Annotated in this window: 16 protein-coding genes; 3 read left to right on the forward strand and 13 right to left on the reverse strand. The window is 60.0% G+C overall.

Annotated elements, in window-relative coordinates; translation table 11 throughout:
- From HY067_20160 to phaR, 3 genes are all read right to left on the reverse strand, one after another.
- Positions 1-399, reverse strand: coding sequence for a DUF1232 domain-containing protein (locus HY067_20160; protein ID MBI3530267.1), 399 nt, complete (start codon positions 397-399; stop codon positions 1-3).
- 3 nt (positions 400-402) lie between these two features.
- Positions 403-1,734, reverse strand: a complete 1,332-nt coding sequence (gene rimO / locus HY067_20165; GenBank protein MBI3530268.1) for a 30S ribosomal protein S12 methylthiotransferase RimO — start codon at positions 1,732-1,734, stop codon at positions 403-405.
- Positions 1,735-1,819: 85 nt separating this feature from the next.
- The gene (gene phaR / locus HY067_20170; protein ID MBI3530269.1) at positions 1,820-2,440 is read right to left on the reverse strand and encodes a polyhydroxyalkanoate synthesis repressor PhaR; all 621 of its coding nucleotides are present in this window, start codon (positions 2,438-2,440) and stop codon (positions 1,820-1,822) included.
- A gap of 248 nt (positions 2,441-2,688) precedes the next feature.
- Between phaR and HY067_20175 the strand changes: the two genes are divergently transcribed.
- Positions 2,689-3,228 carry a phasin family protein gene (locus HY067_20175; GenBank protein MBI3530270.1) on the forward strand — a complete coding sequence of 180 codons (540 nt, stop codon included), beginning with the start codon at positions 2,689-2,691 and terminating at the stop codon, positions 3,226-3,228.
- A gap of 232 nt (positions 3,229-3,460) precedes the next feature.
- Here HY067_20175 and phbB read toward each other — a convergent pair whose 3' ends face one another.
- A complete protein-coding gene (gene phbB / locus HY067_20180) occupies positions 3,461-4,204 on the reverse strand; it encodes an acetoacetyl-CoA reductase (GenBank protein MBI3530271.1) in 744 nt (247 codons plus the stop codon).
- Between the two features lie 47 nt (positions 4,205-4,251).
- The gene (phaC, locus tag HY067_20185) at positions 4,252-5,853 is read right to left on the reverse strand and encodes a class I poly(R)-hydroxyalkanoic acid synthase (GenBank protein MBI3530272.1); all 1,602 of its coding nucleotides are present in this window, start codon (positions 5,851-5,853) and stop codon (positions 4,252-4,254) included.
- A gap of 211 nt (positions 5,854-6,064) precedes the next feature.
- Between phaC and HY067_20190 the strand changes: the two genes are divergently transcribed.
- Positions 6,065-6,268: a hypothetical protein gene (locus HY067_20190; protein MBI3530273.1), complete on the forward strand. Its 204-nt coding sequence runs from the start codon at positions 6,065-6,067 to the stop codon at positions 6,266-6,268.
- Here HY067_20190 and HY067_20195 read toward each other — a convergent pair.
- Genes HY067_20195 through rluD form a run of 3 tightly spaced genes read right to left on the reverse strand, consistent with a single transcriptional unit; the run spans position 6,227 to position 8,768 of the window.
- Positions 6,227-7,003 (reverse strand): ZIP family metal transporter, encoded by a 777-nt coding sequence (locus HY067_20195; protein ID MBI3530274.1) that lies wholly within the window; start codon positions 7,001-7,003, stop codon positions 6,227-6,229. The genes HY067_20190 and HY067_20195 overlap by 42 nt on opposite strands.
- Positions 7,004-7,060: 57 nt before the next feature.
- Positions 7,061-7,801 carry a peptidoglycan editing factor PgeF gene (gene pgeF / locus HY067_20200; protein MBI3530275.1) on the reverse strand — a complete coding sequence of 247 codons (741 nt, stop codon included), beginning with the start codon at positions 7,799-7,801 and terminating at the stop codon, positions 7,061-7,063.
- Positions 7,785-8,768: a 23S rRNA pseudouridine(1911/1915/1917) synthase RluD gene (gene rluD / locus HY067_20205; GenBank protein ID MBI3530276.1), complete on the reverse strand. Its 984-nt coding sequence runs from the start codon at positions 8,766-8,768 to the stop codon at positions 7,785-7,787. The genes pgeF and rluD overlap by 17 nt, the downstream gene beginning before the upstream one ends.
- Between rluD and HY067_20210 the strand changes: the two genes are divergently transcribed.
- Positions 8,767-9,534: an outer membrane protein assembly factor BamD gene (locus tag HY067_20210; protein MBI3530277.1), complete on the forward strand. Its 768-nt coding sequence runs from the start codon at positions 8,767-8,769 to the stop codon at positions 9,532-9,534. The genes rluD and HY067_20210 overlap by 2 nt on opposite strands.
- 91 nt (positions 9,535-9,625) lie before the next feature.
- Here the strand turns inward: HY067_20210 and HY067_20215 are convergent, their stop codons facing one another.
- The 5 genes from HY067_20215 to lysS all read right to left on the reverse strand — a co-directional run bounded on the left by HY067_20215 (position 9,626) and on the right by lysS (position 16,125).
- On the reverse strand, positions 9,626-9,925 hold the full coding sequence (locus HY067_20215; GenBank protein MBI3530278.1) for a metal-sensitive transcriptional regulator: 300 nt from the start codon (positions 9,923-9,925) through the stop codon (positions 9,626-9,628).
- Entirely contained in the window at positions 9,912-10,118 is a 207-nt protein-coding gene (locus HY067_20220) for a heavy-metal-associated domain-containing protein (GenBank protein ID MBI3530279.1), read from the reverse strand. The genes HY067_20215 and HY067_20220 overlap by 14 nt, the downstream gene beginning before the upstream one ends.
- A gap of 13 nt (positions 10,119-10,131) precedes the next feature.
- A complete protein-coding gene (locus HY067_20225; GenBank protein ID MBI3530280.1) occupies positions 10,132-12,318 on the reverse strand; it encodes a copper-translocating P-type ATPase in 2,187 nt (728 codons plus the stop codon).
- 104 nt (positions 12,319-12,422) lie between these two features.
- On the reverse strand, positions 12,423-14,387 hold the full coding sequence (locus HY067_20230) for an acetoacetate--CoA ligase (GenBank protein ID MBI3530281.1): 1,965 nt from the start codon (positions 14,385-14,387) through the stop codon (positions 12,423-12,425).
- A 223-nt stretch (positions 14,388-14,610) separates the two neighbouring features.
- Positions 14,611-16,125 (reverse strand): lysine--tRNA ligase, encoded by a 1,515-nt coding sequence (lysS, locus tag HY067_20235; GenBank protein MBI3530282.1) that lies wholly within the window; start codon positions 16,123-16,125, stop codon positions 14,611-14,613.
- Between the last annotated feature and the right edge of the window lies 1 nt (position 16,126).

Genomic DNA, 16,126 nt, shown 5'->3' on the forward strand with positions numbered 1-16,126 from the left:
TCAGGTAAGCGAAAGGCGTGGATGAATCAGCCATGCCCACAGCGCCCACAAAGCCAGGATCCACAGCAGCACGATTGCCGCGGCGGCAATCCAGTTGCGCGGCTTCGGTCGATGCGCTTCCAGCCAGGCCTGCGCTCTGGCGCGGGAATCCAGCAGCACTTCCCGGGGCAACAGCTTCAATACCAGCCAGATCGCGCCCGGCAGCAGGATGATTTCGTCGAGGTAACCGACGATCGGGATGAAATCGGGAATCAGGTCGATCGGCGAGAGTGCGTAGGCGACGATGAATGCCGCCAGCCATTTTGCATACCACGGCGTGCGCGGATCTCGCGAGCCGAACCAGAGGACGAGCGCTTCGCGCTTGAGGGCGGCCGCCCAGGTCTTCAGCCGCTCCAGCATCGATCAGGAAACCAGGTCGCCGTGGAGGTCGTGCGCATCCGAGCGGGTAATGCGCACTTGGACGAAATCGCCGGCATTGGCATTCTTCGCCTTGCTGATATGCACGACGCCATCGATTTCCGGTGCATCAGCGCTGGAGCGGCCGACGGCCTGATTCCCGGTGGCTTCGTCCACCAGCACTGTAAGCGTCATGCCCACTCTGCGTTTCAGTCGCTGGGCGCTGATTTTTTCCTGCACGGCCATGAAGCGAGCGCGGCGTTCTTCCCTGACTTCGTCCGGCAGTGCATCGGGCAAGGCATTGGCCGATGCGCCTTCCACCGGAGAATAGGCGAAACAACCCACGCGATCGAGTTGCGCTTCTTCGAGAAATTCCAGCAACGCGGAGAATTCCGCCTCGCTTTCCCCCGGGAAGCCGGCGATAAACGTACTGCGGATGGTGAGATCGGGACAGATTTCGCGCCAGGCGCGAATGCGCTCCAAATTGTTCTCCGCGTTCGCAGGGCGTTTCATCAATTTGAGAATGCGCGGGCTGGCGTGTTGGAACGGAACGTCGAGATAAGGCAGGACTTTGCCTTCGGCCATCAGCGGCAGGATCTCGTCGACGTGCGGGTAAGGGTAGACGTAGTGCAAGCGCACCCATACGCCGAGTTCGCCGAGAGCCTGCGTCAGTTCGGTCATGCGGGTTTTCAACGGCCTGCCACCCCAGAAGCCGGTGCGATACTTGATGTCCACACCGTAGGCGCTGGTGTCCTGAGAGATCACCAGCAATTCCCTGACGCCGGCCTTGACCAGGTTCTCGGCTTCCTGCATTACCTCGCCGACCGGACGGCTGACGAGGTCGCCGCGCATGGAAGGAATGATGCAGAACGTGCAGCGATGGTTGCACCCTTCGGAGATCTTCAGATAGGCAAAGTGTTTGGGCGTGAGCTTGATGCCTTGCGGCGGCACAAGATCCGAAAAAGGATCGTGCGGCTTCGGCAGGTGATCGTGCACGGCGCGCATGACCTGGTCGGTGGCTTGCGGTCCCGTGACAGCGAGAACTTGCGGGTGCGCCTGCCTGACCATGTCGCCCTTGGCACCGAGACAGCCGGTGACGATAACCTTGCCGTTCTCGGCGAGCGCTTCGCCGATAGCATCGAGCGATTCTTCCACCGCTGCGTCGATGAAGCCGCAGGTATTGACCACGACCAGATCCGCATCCTGATAGCTGCCGGAGATGAGATAGCCCTCGGCGCGAAGCTGCGTGAGAATGCGCTCCGAATCCACGAGAGCCTTCGGACAGCCGAGCGAAACGAACCCGACTTTCGGCTGCGCGGCTTGTTTGTTGCGGGACATTGCTTTGGTGGCAGGCATGCGGTGATCGGATGAAAAACGGCGCGGAAACTAAAGCTCCGCGCCGCGCGAATTCTGCTGTCCGTTTTCAGGAGGCGGTTTTTTTCTGCGGCTGCTTGAATGCTTCAGAATCGGAAGACGGCGCGTCCGACTTGCCCTCGCCGGCTGCGCCCGCGAAATTGGTTCCGAACGGGAAATTGCCGAAAATCGAGCGCGCCTGCTTCTGAAGCTGTTGCTGCATGTCGAGGAAGGTGTTGGCGCTCTGCTCGAGATAGCTCGACATCAGGCCCTGGATCGTCGGCCCCTGCATTTTTACGAACTGGCTCCATGCCTCGGCGTTCAGCATGGGATTGTCGCCGAACTTCGGCACGCTTTGTTCCTGCAGCCGGCGTTGAATTTCGACGAAGGTCTGGATATTCTTGTCCAGATAGCTGCCCATCATTCCCTGCATCGCGTTGCCATAGAAACGGATGATCTGCGAAAGCATGTCCGACGAGAACATTGGCGCTCCCGCACTTTCTTCCTCGAGAATGATTTGCAGAAGGATGCTGCGGGTGAGGTCTTCCTCGCTCTTCGCATCGACCACTTTGAAAATCACCTGATCGAGTACGAGTTGCTTCACGTCGGCGAGCGTGATGTAGCTGCTCGTTGCCGTGTCGTACAGACGGCGATTCGGATATTTCTTTATCAGGCGGAATTCTTCAGTCATTTTTTGTGCAGTCCGGAAAGTTACCCTGCATTCGTCGATGGTGAGCTTGGGGATAAGTCTGCGGCAGCGCGCTAGAACGGCATTATAACCATATGAAAATTAGGTTTTCCTAAAGTTTATGCATTGCGAAAGAAATATTTGACACGAATTTTTGCGATGCCTACTATTGATCTGCTGCAACGCAGCATGTTGCTTGAGAATCAATCGATACAGGATTGTTTAATGTATACAGAATATGAGGTTACGATATGAGTCAAGCCGCCGAAAAATTTGTCGCGTTGAACAAGAAACAGGCTGAGACGGCGATCCGGGCGTTTCAGATCGGGTTTAACGCTTGGGAAATGCTGATCAAGCTGAATCTCGAGGCGACCAGGTTGTTACTCCAGGAAGGTATGGTAAACATCCATGCGCTTCCCAAGGCGACCGATATGGCGGGCTTGTCCGCATGGACCGGACAATTCCGAGCCGGGGCGGACAAATTGTCGGGTTACTCCAGAAATGTTTACGAAATCGGCAGACAGGCCTCCAGCGAATTGGGTGATCTCCTGGAACAGACATTGCTTAGTACCAATCAGGAAGTCTTGGAATGGGTCGATGAAGTGTTGAAATCCTCTTCGATCCCGCAGCCGGAAGCCACGGCAGCCGCCGCGAAAGCGGCGATGGCGAATGCCAAGACGGTTATTGAAGGAATTTCGAAGGCTGTCAGACAGACGGCCGGATACGCGGATGCCAATGTGCGGGCGGCCGCAGCGGCGACGGCAAAGGCCGTGAAGAGTACCGCGAAGTAACGATTGCAAGGCTCCTCCCCCTTTATCTAAAGGTCTTCCTTTGGTAAAGGTTCAACCCCGGCGGTATCTCGCCGGGGTTTTTTTTGCCCTGATTCAGTGCACAAAAGGTCAGTCGGATGACATGAAACGGCACGGCGAGGACCGGGAAGTGGGGGTAAGGGACAAGAAAAAGCTGGATTTGAAACAAGTCCTGGACGTTCGTCCCCCGCTCCTCGGCCCTCGGCCCTGCCTTTCACGACATGTGCTGGCCGCCGTTGATTGAAATATTGGCGCCCGTGACGAATGCGGCTTCATCCGAGGCCAGGTAAATAATCAGCCCGGCCACTTCCGCAGGCAGGCCCAGTCGATTCAGTGGGATCTGCGGCAGAATTTTCGTGTCCAGGATGTCCTGTGGAATGGCGGTCACCATCTTGGTTCCGATGTAGCCTGGCGAGATTGTGTTGACCGTTACGCCTTTGCGCGCCACTTCGTAAGCCAGTGCCTTGGTGAATCCGTGCATGCCGGCCTTGGCGGCTGAATAGTTGGTCTGGCCGAAGGCGCCTTTCTGGCCATTAACCGACGACACATTGATGACGCGGCCCCACACGCGCTCGACCATGCCATCGAGCACTTGCTTGGTCATGTTGAAGACGCTGTCGAGATTGGCCCGGATGACGGCATCCCAGTCGGCCTTGGTCATTTTCTTGAACGTCATGTCGCGTGTGATGCCGGCGTTGTTGACCAGTACGTCGACCGCGCCGACCTCGGACCGCACCTTTTGCACGCAGGCTGTGCATGAGTCGAAGTCGGATACGTCTGCCGCATAGCCGCGAAAATCATATCCGCGCTTCTTCATTCCGGCCAGCCACTCGCCAGCCGTTTTATTTCCCGGCGAATACGTGGTGACGACCACATAACCCTGGTCGGCCATCTTCGTGCAGATGGATTCACCCAGACCGCCCATGCCCCCGGTTACCAGAACGATTCTTTTTGCCATGATCGCCTTCCTCCTCGATGTCGTTTTTATGGCCCTGCCGGTTATTGCTACGCCGACTTCTCTTTCACATACCGACCCGGCGCCACTTCGAGTACCGGGTATTGCTGATTTCCAGGATCCGCCGCCGCAGGTCCCTGTATTCCCGATCGGCTGCTCAACCAAGCCGCCCAATGCTTCCACCAACTGCCGGCTTGCTGCGTTGCGTCAGCGAGCCATGCGTCTGCATCTGCATTAGCAGATGGATTGAGCCAGAAGTGGCGGCGGTTTTTCGAAGCGGGGTTCACGATACCCGCCACATGACCGCTTGCACCGAGCACGAATTCGGTGCGCCCACCCAGCAGTCCGACGCTCGCATAGGCGGATTTCCACGGAACGATGTGATCTTCTCGCGTTGCGACAATGTAGGCGGGGGCGGTGATTGCGCCGAGGTCCAGCGGCACACCGCCCGCTTCGAGTCTACCGGGAATTCTCAGACTATTCTCAAAGTACATGTTACGCAGATAGTAGGCGTAGAGCCGTCCCGGCAGATTGCTGCCGTCCGCATTCCAGTAGAGCAGGTCGAAGGCCCGCGGTTGTCTGCCCTTGAGATAGTTGTTGATGACGAAATGCCAGACCAGATCGTTGGCGCGCAGCGTCGCGAATGTGCTTGCGAGCCTGCTTCCCGGCATCAAGCCCGGTTCCCGAAAATCCTGCTCGCTGCGTTCGACAAAATCGCGATCGATGTAAACGCTGATGTCTCCGGTTTCGGAAAAATCCAGCATGGTCGCCAGCAGCGTCAACGAGGAAACGAGGTTGTCATTTCTCGCGGCCATCGCCGCGAGCGCGCATGAGAGCAGGGTGCCGCCCACGCAGAAGCCAAGCGCATTGACCTTGTCGGCGCCGCTGATCGCCTTGATTGCCTCGAACGGCGCGAACACGCCTTTCTGGATGTAATCGTCCCATCCCAGTTGTCCCAGTTCAGGAGGGATGTTTCGCCAGGAAACGATGAAAGTGCTGAAACTCTGTTCGACACAGAAGCGAACGAAGGAGTTTTCCGGCTGCAGGTCGAGGATGTAGTACTTGTTGATGAACGGCGGCACAATCAGCAACGGGTATTCATAGACTTTCGCGGTTGCCGGAGCGTACTGGATCAACTGCATCACTTCGTTCTCGAAGACCACCGAACCGGGCGTGATGGCGAGGTTGCGGCCGACTTCGAAAGCCTGCTCGTCCGTCATCGAAATACGTCCGCGGGCGACATCGCCCGCGAGCAGTTTCATGCCTTGCGCCAGGCTCTCGCCGCTGGTTTCGGCCGCCAGTTTGATGACTTCGGGATTGGTTGCCGCATAGTTATTCGGCGACATTGCGTCGGCCAGTTGGCGCAGCTGGAATTGCAGCCGCCGTTTGGCGTGCGGCTCCAGTTCTGCCAGATCACCAAGGTTCAGCAGGAAACGTGCGTTTAGCAGATACGCCTGCTGCATGTATTGGAAGAAGGGCAACCGCCACTCGGGCGCTTCGAAACGGCTGTCGCTTTGTGCGGCAGCGGTCGCTCCGTCCTCGCTCGGTGCGCTCAGTTGCCCCCACAATGCAAAATGATCCCGATAGAACGTCTCTTCGAGCGAGCGCAGTTTTTCGAGCTGCCGGCCGTCGGCGGTCGCGAAAACCCGCATGAGGGCCGCCACGTCACCGGTGCCGGCGGAAGGGAGCTGGCGCAGGAATTTTTCGACGATGCCTGCACTGGCGCGGCTGATTTCCTGCAAGACGGCACCGGTGGAGTTGGTCGGGGGGGGAGTCATTGGGCCGCTGGAAGCGCAGGCGCGCCGGATGGCGAAGCAGTTAGAATTCTTGACTGCCGATCCCCGCGAGTCAAGCCGGCACCCCATGTACATCGTAGCGATTGGATGGCTCTACATCGTCATCATGATGGCGGTGACCGAGCCGGATTTCATGTCAGGTGCAATGACCTTGCTTTGCTACGGCATTCTCCCGCTCGGACTGTTCCTTTGGATACTGGGCACGCCCCAGCGCCGACGCAGGGCCGCCTCAGGCCACGCCGCCGACGAAAAACCGGACCAGCACGATTGAACCGATTCCCAGCGAGATCAATACGACCTGCTCCAGAGTGGCGCGCAGCTCCGGGCGCCGGTGCAGGCCGGGAATCAGGTCGGCCACGGAGACATAGAGCATGCTCGCGGCCGCCAACCCCAGCAGCGTCGGCACCCACCCCTGCAACGAGCGCAAGGCAAAATAGGCGAGCAGTCCGCCGACCAGCGTAGCACCGCTCGAAATCAGGTTGAACGCAAACGCTTTGGCCTTGCTGAAGCCGGAGTGCAGCAGGATCACGAAATCGCCGACTTCCTGAGGTATCTCGTGGGCGATGATCGCCAGCGCCGTCACGATGCCCAATCCGGTATCGGCGATGAAGGCCGCCGCGATCAGGATGCCATCGACGAAATTGTGAATGGTGTCGCCCACCATGATCATCATGCCGCTGCGGCCGTGATCGTTCGGATCGGCGTGGTGATCGTGGGCTTCGCATTGCTCCGCATGGCAATGCCGCCAGAGCACCAGTTTTTCCAGCACGAAGAAAAACAGGATGCCGCCCAAGATCACGGCAGCGAGGCTGTGCGCGCTGCCCGTTTGTTCGAAGGCGTGCGGCAGGATCTCCAGGAAAACCGCGCCCAACAGCGCGCCGATGGCATAGCTGATCAGCATCGGCACCTGGTTTGCGGAGGCCCGCAGGGCGAGCGCAGCGGCGCTGACTACGCTCAGCAACGCGCCGACGACCGTGGAGACGATGATCCAGGCAAGAGTGGACATGCGGACTGGGTATGTGAGGCCAACTATGCAGTATAGCGGGCCTGTCAAGTGCGCCGATCAGTCCTCGATCCAGATAAGCGCGGCCATCCTGCCCGACACCCTGTCGCGCCGGTGGGAGAAGAAGCGCGCCGGGTCGGAATACGTGCAGAGTCCGCCGCCGTACACGTTCCGCACGCCAGATCTGGCGAGCCGCTGCCGTGCAAGCACAAACAGATCGGCGAGCCATTTGCCCGGTCTATGGGAGCGAAATGCGAGGCCCGCTGCCTGGTCGGCTGCAATAAATGCATCGCGCACCTCGTTGCCGACTTCGAACGCGGCGGGCCCGATGGCCGGGCCAAGGTAAGCGAACAGGTTCTGTGGGGGCGCGTCGAACGCGTGTACGGTGTTTTCGATGACGCCGGCGGCAAGGCCGCGCCAGCCCGCATGGGCCGCCGCGACGACACTTCCGGTGCGGTCCGCAAACAGGATCGGCAGGCAATCCGCGACCATGACCACGCTGACACAGCCCGGGTTTTTCGTAACCGACGCATCCGCCAGTACGGGATGGGTGACCGTTTCCGCCTTGACGACGGTTGTACCGTGTACCTGCTCCAGCCATCTCGGCTCGGTGGGCAGGAAGTGCTTCAGCAACCGGCGGTTGGCCTCGACGGCGTGGCGATCGTCGTCCACGCGAAAGCCGAGGTTCATGCTCGCGTAAGGCCCGGTGCTGCTCCCGCCGTTGCGACTGGTGATCAGCGCATGAACGCGTTCCGGCACCGGCCAGTCGGGAATGATCCAGTCTTCAGGCCGGGTGGGCATTTTTCAACAGATCGATGAGGCCGGAAATATCGGCTGGCAGCACCGACTCCCATGACAGCTCTTCCCCGGTAACCGGATGAATCAACGCCAGTCTGGCCGCGTGCAAGGCCTGCCTGGGGAACTCCAGCGCCGCCGCCGGCAACGCGCTCTTGCGTTGACTGATGCCGTACACCGGATCGCCGATCAGGGGATGGCCGATTGAACTCAGATGCACCCGAATCTGATGCGTTCGCCCGGTTTCCAGCCGACAGCGCAATCGCGTCCAGCCTGCGCCATTCTCCATCGGAAAATAATGTGTCTTGGCCGGTTTTCCCCTGGCGATGACCGCCATACGGGTACGGCGCGCCGGATGGCGGCCTATGGGCGCTTCCACCACGCCATCGCATACCACGAGCCCGTGCACGACGGCAACGTAGTCGCGTGTCACCGAGCGCGCTTGCAATTGGCGCACCAGATCGACCTGGGCCGGAATGGTCTTGGCGACGACGAGAAGCCCGCTGGTATCCTTGTCGAGACGATGCACGATGCCTGCTCTCGGCACACCGGCCAGCGCCGGCGTGTGGCGCAAGAGTGCATTGAGGAGGGTGCCGCTCCAGTTTCCGCTGCCGGGGTGGACCACCAGGCCGGCCGGCTTGTCGATCACGAGGAGGTCCGTGTCCTCGAATACCACAGCCAGCGGAATCTCTTCCGGGGCATGTTGGGTGGTGGAGGGCAGGGCCTGGGGCGCAACGACGACCGTCTCGCCGCCCCACACCTTGGCCTTGGCCGATGCCGAGCCCCCGTTCACGGTGATGTGTCCACTGCGCATCCATTCCTGCAAGCGGTTGCGCGAATACTCGGGAAGCAGACGGGCCAGGGCCTGATCGAGCCGCAATCCGGCGCAATCGGCGGGAACGGCGAGACGACGATCCCGGTCTGACGAGGGGATTTCTATATAATCCGGCAAACTTTTTGTGGATTCCGACATGAGACGTAGTTTAGCGATTCTCGCACTCCTGCTGGTCGCAGGGTGCGCCACCAACTTCGATGAAACCAAGGACTGGGGCCCGGAGCGCCTATACAGCGCTGCGCGCGAAGAACTCGAGAGCAAGAACTATCAGAAGGCGATCGGCTACTACGAAAAGCTGGAGTCGCGCTATCCCTATGGCCGTTATGCGCAGATGGCGCAGATCGAGAGCGCTTACGCCTACTGGAAAGATAACGAAAATGCCCAGGCGCTGGCGGCCTGCGACCGCTTTATCAAGATGCATCCGGACCATCCGAACGTCGACTACGCCTATTACCTGAAGGGCCGGATCAATTTCAACGACGACTTGGGGATACTGGGTTACCTGACCGTCAAGGACATGACCGAACGGGATCCACGAGCGGCCCAGGACGCGTTCGATGCGTTCCGTGAACTGGTCACGCGCTTTCCGCAGAGCCGCTATGCTCCCGATGCGCACGCGCGCATGAATTACCTGGTCAACGCGCTGGCCTCAGCCGAGGTGAATGTTGCCGAATATTATCTGCGCAGGGGGGCATACGTCGCAGCGGTGAACCGCGCCCAGTTCGCCCTGACCAACTATCCCCGCGCACCCGCCATTGAACGCGCCCTTTCCGTGCTGGTGAGAGCCTACGATCAGATGGGGCTGAAGGAATTGCGGGATGATGCCAATCGCACATTGGCAGCCAATTTCCCCAATACGAAAGTGAAGCTTGGGGAGCGCGGCAGTTGGTGGAAGTTCTGGTAATCCCCTGAAGGCGGTTTTGCAGTTCGTGACTGACCGTGGAAACGAACTCGTACTTCAGGCGCTCGACTTTCTTGCGCTCGGCGGCATTGCCCTAACGAGCGAATTTTTCCACGACAACCAGCAGTTCGTCGATGGCGGCTTCGCCCCGGCCGGAACGGATTGCGCCTTGCACGCAGCCGTGCGTGTGGTCGCGCAGCATTTGCAGTGCCATGGCATCCAGCGCCGATCGGACTGCGGCAACCTGCGTGAGCACGTCGACGCAGTAACGATCCTCCTCGATCATCCTGGCGATGCCGCGCACTTGTCCTTCCACCCGGTTCAGCCGCTTGAGCAACTTCGGCTTGTCGGCGCGGTGCACGGCATGAGTAGCGTGCTCCTTAGTGCGCTTCATAGCCGGCATCCTCGATGGCTTTTCGAAGTGCGGCCGGATTTGCCCGTGCAGGGTCGAAAGTCACTTTCGCCTCTGCTTTTTCCAGCGATACCTCCGCGTCTGCCACGCCGGGCAGCGCCTTCAGCACATTCGTCACGCTGCGTACACAGCCACCGCAGCTCATGCCGTCGACTTTCAGCACGGTCGTTTCCATGGTTTTTCCTTATTCACGATTTGAGGGATTTCCATTTCTTCAACAGTAGCGAGTTGGCGACCACCGACACCGAAGACAGCGCCATGGCCGCGCCGGCGATCACCGGGTTGAGCATGCCGAGCGCGGCGAGTGGAATGCCCAAAACGTTGTAAAAAAATGCGAAAAACAGATTCTGGCGGATTTTCCCGAGCGTCGCCCGGGACAGGCGGATCGCATCGACGATGCTCATCATGTCGTTTCGCATCAGTGTGACGTCTGCCGATTCGATTGCGATGTCCGATCCCGCACCGATGGCAAAACTGACGTCGGCCGCCGCCAGCGCCAGTGCGTCGTTGATGCCGTCTCCGGCCATTGCCACGACGCGTCCGGTTTGCTTGAGCCGGCCGACTTCCGCCGCTTTGTCGCCGGGCAATACCTCCGCGCGAAACCGGTCGATGTCCAATGTCGCAGCAACGGCGGCTGCGGTGGCCATGTTGTCGCCGGTCAGCATGATGACTTCGATACCCAACGCCTTCAGTTGTGCGATGGCTGCAGCGGAGCCCGGATAAACTTCGTCGGCGATGCTGATCATCCCCAACATACGTTGCTCATCTGCCAGCGCTATTACGGTTGCCCCGGAGCCCGCGAGGCGATGCACGGCGTCTTCATCGAGGGCGATGGCTTGATCTGCCACAAAGCGCGGGGAACCGAGCAAAAACCGCCGTCCGCCGATTTGTGCGCGCACACCCGATCCGGGCGTCGCTTCGAATTCGGTTACGCTCAGCAGGGCAATGCCGGCGTCCCGACTGCGCGCCAGCACGGCCAGTGCCAGTGGATGCTCGGAATGCTGCTCCAGAGAGGCGGCAAGCCGCAGCACTTCGGCTTCATCGCATCCCGCCGCAGGGAGGATTTGGGTAACGACGGGCTGACCAAGTGTAAGCGTTCCGGTCTTGTCCACGACCAGCACGCCGATCTTTTCCGCGCGTTCGAGCGCGTCCGCACTGCGCACCAGAATTCCCGACTGCGCGCCCCGGCCCGTCCCGACCGCGATGGCGGTCGGCGTTGCCAGGCCTAATGCGCACGGGCAGGCGATCACCAGCACCGCCACCGCGTTGACCAGCGCTTGCGTGAAATCTCCCGCTGCCATCCACCATCCGAGCAGGGTAACCAGACTGGTTGCCAGAACGACGGGGACAAAGATCCCGGAAATGCGGTCGGCAAGCCGCTGTATCGGCGCCTTGCTACCCTGGGCTTCCTCGACCAGCCGGACGATATCTGCAAGTTGGGTGCTTGAGCCGACGCCGGTGGCGCGAATTTTCAGAACACCACTTTGATTCTGCGTCGCCGCGTAGACCCGATCGCCGACGCGCTTGGCGAGCGGCATACTCTCACCGGTCAGCATGCTCTCGTCGACGCTGGATGCGCCGTCGACGACGTCGCCGTCGACGGCGATGCGCTCGCCGGGGCGCACGATGACAATGTCGCCAGCCACGACCGAGGCCAGATCCACATCCGGGATCTGACCGTTGCGTTCGATTCTCACCTGCTTCGGTTGTAACTGGAGAAGTTTTTCGATGGCGCCGGATGTTCTGCTCTTGGCCCGCGCTTCCAGCAGTTTGCCCATGAGGACAAGGGTGATGATGGCCGCGCTGGCTTCGAAGTAGACGTGATGGTGATGCAGACCGAACATGGTCACTACTGTGCTATACAGGTAGGCCATGCTGGTGCCGAGCGCGACCAGGACATCCATGTTTGCAGCGCCGCCGCGCAGAGCGTTCCAGGAGCCCAGGTAGAAGCGTCTGCCGATCCAGAATTGCACAGGGGTGGCGAGCAGCCATTGCCACCAGCGTGGCAAATAATCCTCATGGGAGCCCGCGAACATGGCGCCCATCTGCAGCAGCAGCGGCAGCGTCAGGGCCGCCGAAAACCAGAACCATTGCAACTCCCGCCGGTAATTTTCGATACGACGGGATTTCTCGGCCTCGCGCGATGTAACGGCCAATTCGCGCGCGCCATAGCCGGCCTTGTGCACGGTTTCCATCAGCGTGGGGATATCGGTGATGTCCGGCGCAAAGCGGACGCGGGCGCGTTCGGTTGCGAGGTTCACCGCGGCATCGACGCCCGGCAGCCTGGCCAATGCTTTTTCGATGCGGCTGGCGCAGGCGGCACAGGTCATGCCGTCGATCGCCAGGTTCACGGTGACCGGAGTAACTGGATCCATGTTTCCACTCTAGTACCCGGTAGGGGTATCGTCAAGTACCGGGGCGGGGTATAAGGACGAAAGGGGAAAAGGGAAAGTGACAGGCAGGCCGACGCCGTCCACGCTCAGGTCTGCAGTTCGGCGATGTCCTTGAAGTGCTCCAGCGCTTCCGGATTGGCGAGCGCTTCGATGTTCCTGACCGGATTGCCATGCACCACGTTGCGTACCGCCAGTTCGACGATCTTGCCGCTCTTGGTGCGCGGGATGTCGGCCACCTGAACGATCTTGGCGGGCACGTGACGTGTTGTGGTATTGCTGCGAATCTGATCCTTGATCTTCCTGGACAGGCTGTCGTCGAGCCCCAGCCCTTTGCGCAACCGCACGAACAGCACCACGCGGACGTCGTTGTCCCAGTCCTGGCCGATCACCAGGCTTTCCACGACTTCCTCGAGGCACTCGACCTGGCGATAGATCTCCGCAGTTCCGATGCGCACGCCGCCCGGGTTGAGGGTAGCGTCCGAGCGTCCGTATATGACGGCGGTGCCGCGGGACGTGAGCTCCATGTAGTCACCGTGGCACCAGACACCGGGGAAGCGATCGAAATAGGCTGCGTGATACTTGGCTCCACTGGCGTCGTTCCAGAAATAGATCGGCATGGACGGAAACGGCGATGTGCAGACGAGCTCGCCTTTGACGCCGACAACCGGCTTGCCGTCGTCGTCGAAAACCCGAACGTCCAAACCGAAACCGCGGCACTGGATTTCGCCGCGGTACACGGGCAGGGCCGGATTGCCGAGCACGAAGCAGGAAACGATGTCCGTGCCGCCCGAGATGGAAGACAGCAACAAATCCTTCTTGATCGCGCGGTAGACGTAGTCGAAGCTCTCCGGAACCAGCGGCGAACCGGTCGAAGTCAGGGTTTTCAACGAAGACAGTGCATGGGTTTCGACCGGCCTGGCGCCGGCCTTGTTCAGCGCGTCGATGTATCTGGCCGACGTCCCGAACACGGTCATGCGCTCTTCGTCGGCAAAATCGAACAGCACGCGCGGACCGGGGTAGAACGGCGAACCGTCGTACAGCAACAATGTTGCGCCAGTCGCGAGGCCTGAAGCCAGCCAGTTCCACATCATCCAGCCGCAGGTGGTGAAGTAGAACAGGCGGTCGCCGCGTTTCAGGTCGGTATGGAGTTGGTGCTCCTTGAGGTGTTGCAGCAGCGTGCCGCCGGCACCGTGCACGATGCACTTCGGCACGCCGGTGGTGCCGGAGGAATACAGGATAGTGAGCGGGTGGTTGAACGGCAGCCGCTTGAACTCGATGGTCCCGCCGACATGGCGGCCGACGAAATCGCCCAGATGCACGGCCTTCTGAATCGTGGAGATGTCGGGACGCTCGCGCGTATAGGAAACAATCACGGTACGCTTCAACGACGGCAGATTCTTCGCGATTTGCGCAATGCGCGGCAAGGTGTCGATTACCTTGCCGTTGTAGTGATAACCCTCTACCGCGAACAGCATCACCGGTTCGATTTGGCCGAAGCGGTCGAGTACGCCTTGTACGCCGAAATCAGGTGAGCAGGACGACCAGATTGCACCGAGGCTGGCTGCCGCAAGCATGAAGATGATGGTCTCGGGCATGTTCGGCATGAAGGCCGCAATGCGATCGTCTTGCTTGACGCCGGCCGCTGACATGGCCTGCGCCGTGCGGGATACGGCGTCGTAAACTTCCGCGAAGCTCATGCGGCGGCGGACCTTGTCCTCACCCCAGAACACCATGGCTGTCTCATCGTCACGCCGGCGCAGCAGGTTCTCCGCGAGATTCAGCTTCGCGTCGGGGAACCATTGCGCGCCCGGCATCTTGTCGCCATCGAGCAGCACGCGTTCGCCACGGCTCTCGGCGATCACGCCGCAAAAATCCCATACTGAGGTCCAGAACTGCTCAGGCTGGCTTACCGACCATTCATACAATGCACTTGAATCGGCGACACCGGCCTGCCAGCGCTTGTTGACCAGCTTGATGAACGCGCTGATGTTGGAGCGGGCGATGCGTTCCCTGGACGGCTGCCAGAGGATGGGGGGATGGGGTTCGGTCATAGCTCGTCAGCTAAGGCGTGAAAATCTCAACGCAAAGGCGCGAAGGACGCAAAGAAATGCGAAGAAAGGGAATTCAAAAAACGGTGGGATTGATGTTCGCTTACGGCCGGTGCCTATAGTTACCGTGAGCGAAAGTACCGCAGTTTCTGTTTTCTCCCTTGTCACTTGTTTTCCTTTGCGCTCTTCGCGTCCTTTGCGCTTTTGCGTTGGGTGTTGATCTTATCTATTCAGGGCGCATTTGCGGAAACAGGATCACGTCGCGGATGCTGGGGCTGTCGGTGAACAGCATGACCAGACGGTCGATCCCGATGCCTTCGCCCGCCGTGGGGGGTAACCCGTATTCCAGCGCCCGGACATAATCGGCGTCGTAGTACATCGCTTCCTCGTCCCCGGCTTCCTTGGCCTCCACCTGCTGCTGGAACCGCGCAGCCTGGTCTTCCGGATCGTTCAACTCCGAGAAACCATTGGCCAGTTCGCGGCCGGTGATGAACAGTTCGAAGCGGTCGGTCACCGCCGGATTCTTGTCGTTGCTGCGCGCCAGCGGCGAAACGTCGGTCGGATGGGCGACGATAAAAGTCGGCTGGATCAGTTTGTCCTCGGTGGTTTGCTCGAACAGCTTGAGTTGCAGAAGGCCAAACCCGTCGGTGGGGAAGACCTCGACCTTGAAATTCTCCAGCGCGCCGCGCAGGGTTTCGATCTTCGACAGCTCTTGCAACGAATACCCGGGGTTGTACTTGGCGATGGCCTCGGCCATGGTCAGACGGTCGAAAGGTTTGCCCAGATCGATGGTTTCACCCTGGTAGTTCAGCGTCGTACCGCCGTTCACCTTTTGGGCAAGCCCACGCAGCAGTTCTTCGGTGAGATTCATCAGGTAATGGTAATCTTGATACGCCTCGTAGAATTCCAGCATGGTGAACTCTGGATTGTGCCGGGTCGACATGCCTTCATTGCGGAAATTGCGGTTGATCTCGAACACCTTTTCGATCCCGCCTACCACCAGACGTTTCAGATAAAGCTCGGGCGCGATGCGCAAGTAAAGCTGCATGTCGAGCGCGTTGTGATGCGTCACGAAGGGCCGCGCCGCCGCGCCGCCGGGTATCGGTTGCATCATTGGCGTTTCAACTTCGAGGTAACCGCGCTCGACAAAAAACTCGCGGATGGCCTGGATGATTCCGGAGCGCGCCTTGAATACCCGTTGCGATTCAGGATTGGTGATCAGGTCCAGATAACGCTGACGGTATTTCTGTTCCTGGTCGGCGAGTCCGTGGAATTTCTCAGGCAATGGGCGCAGGGACTTCGAGAGCAGGCGCAGGCCGGTGACTTTGACCGAAAGCTCGCCCGTCCTGGTCTTGAACAGCGTGCCCTCGGCGCCGAGGATGTCGCCCAGGTCCCAATGCTTGAAGGCGGTGTGCGTGCCTTCTCCGGTCACGTCGTCGCTTATGTAAAGCTGGATGCGGCCGGATATGTCCTGCAGGGCCGCAAAACTGGCCTTGCCCATCACGCGCTTGAGCATCATGCGGCCGGCGACCGCAACTCTGATCGCGGCCGGCTCGAGTTCCTCGTTGGACTTTGCGTCGTAGTCCCGATGCAGATCGGCGGCAAGGTGGGTACGGCGGAAGTCGCTCGGAAATGCGTTGCCGAGGGCACGCAGTTCACGCAGCTTGGCCCGCCGCTCCGCGATGATCTGATTCTCGTCAGGTGATTCTGTCGGAGGTTTTTTTCCGTTGTCGTCAGCCATG

The organism is Betaproteobacteria bacterium, assembly GCA_016194905.1.
Classification (GTDB): domain Bacteria; phylum Pseudomonadota; class Gammaproteobacteria; order Burkholderiales; family JACQAP01; genus JACQAP01.

Excerpts from the sequence above, each read along its gene's own strand:
- HY067_20160 (MBI3530267.1), bottom strand. The coding sequence starts at position 399 with ATGCTGGAGCGGCTGAAGACCTGGGCGGCCGCCCTCAAGCGCGAAGCG.
- rimO (MBI3530268.1), bottom strand. The coding sequence starts at position 1,734 with ATGTCCCGCAACAAACAAGCCGCGCAGCCGAAAGTCGGGTTCGTTTCG.
- phaR (MBI3530269.1), bottom strand. The coding sequence starts at position 2,440 with ATGACTGAAGAATTCCGCCTGATAAAGAAATATCCGAATCGCCGTCTG.
- HY067_20175 (MBI3530270.1), top strand. The coding sequence starts at position 2,689 with ATGAGTCAAGCCGCCGAAAAATTTGTCGCGTTGAACAAGAAACAGGCT.
- phbB (MBI3530271.1), bottom strand. The coding sequence starts at position 4,204 with ATGGCAAAAAGAATCGTTCTGGTAACCGGGGGCATGGGCGGTCTGGGT.
- phaC (MBI3530272.1), bottom strand. The coding sequence starts at position 5,853 with ATGCGGGTTTTCGCGACCGCCGACGGCCGGCAGCTCGAAAAACTGCGC.
- HY067_20190 (MBI3530273.1), top strand. The coding sequence starts at position 6,065 with ATGTACATCGTAGCGATTGGATGGCTCTACATCGTCATCATGATGGCG.
- HY067_20195 (MBI3530274.1), bottom strand. The coding sequence starts at position 7,003 with ATGTCCACTCTTGCCTGGATCATCGTCTCCACGGTCGTCGGCGCGTTG.
- pgeF (MBI3530275.1), bottom strand. The coding sequence starts at position 7,801 with ATGCCCACCCGGCCTGAAGACTGGATCATTCCCGACTGGCCGGTGCCG.
- HY067_20210 (MBI3530277.1), top strand. The coding sequence starts at position 8,767 with ATGAGACGTAGTTTAGCGATTCTCGCACTCCTGCTGGTCGCAGGGTGC.
- rluD (MBI3530276.1), bottom strand. The coding sequence starts at position 8,768 with ATGTCGGAATCCACAAAAAGTTTGCCGGATTATATAGAAATCCCCTCG.
- HY067_20215 (MBI3530278.1), bottom strand. The coding sequence starts at position 9,925 with ATGAAGCGCACTAAGGAGCACGCTACTCATGCCGTGCACCGCGCCGAC.
- HY067_20220 (MBI3530279.1), bottom strand. The coding sequence starts at position 10,118 with ATGGAAACGACCGTGCTGAAAGTCGACGGCATGAGCTGCGGTGGCTGT.
- HY067_20225 (MBI3530280.1), bottom strand. The coding sequence starts at position 12,318 with ATGGATCCAGTTACTCCGGTCACCGTGAACCTGGCGATCGACGGCATG.
- HY067_20230 (MBI3530281.1), bottom strand. The coding sequence starts at position 14,387 with ATGACCGAACCCCATCCCCCCATCCTCTGGCAGCCGTCCAGGGAACGC.
- lysS (MBI3530282.1), bottom strand. The coding sequence starts at position 16,125 with ATGGCTGACGACAACGGAAAAAAACCTCCGACAGAATCACCTGACGAG.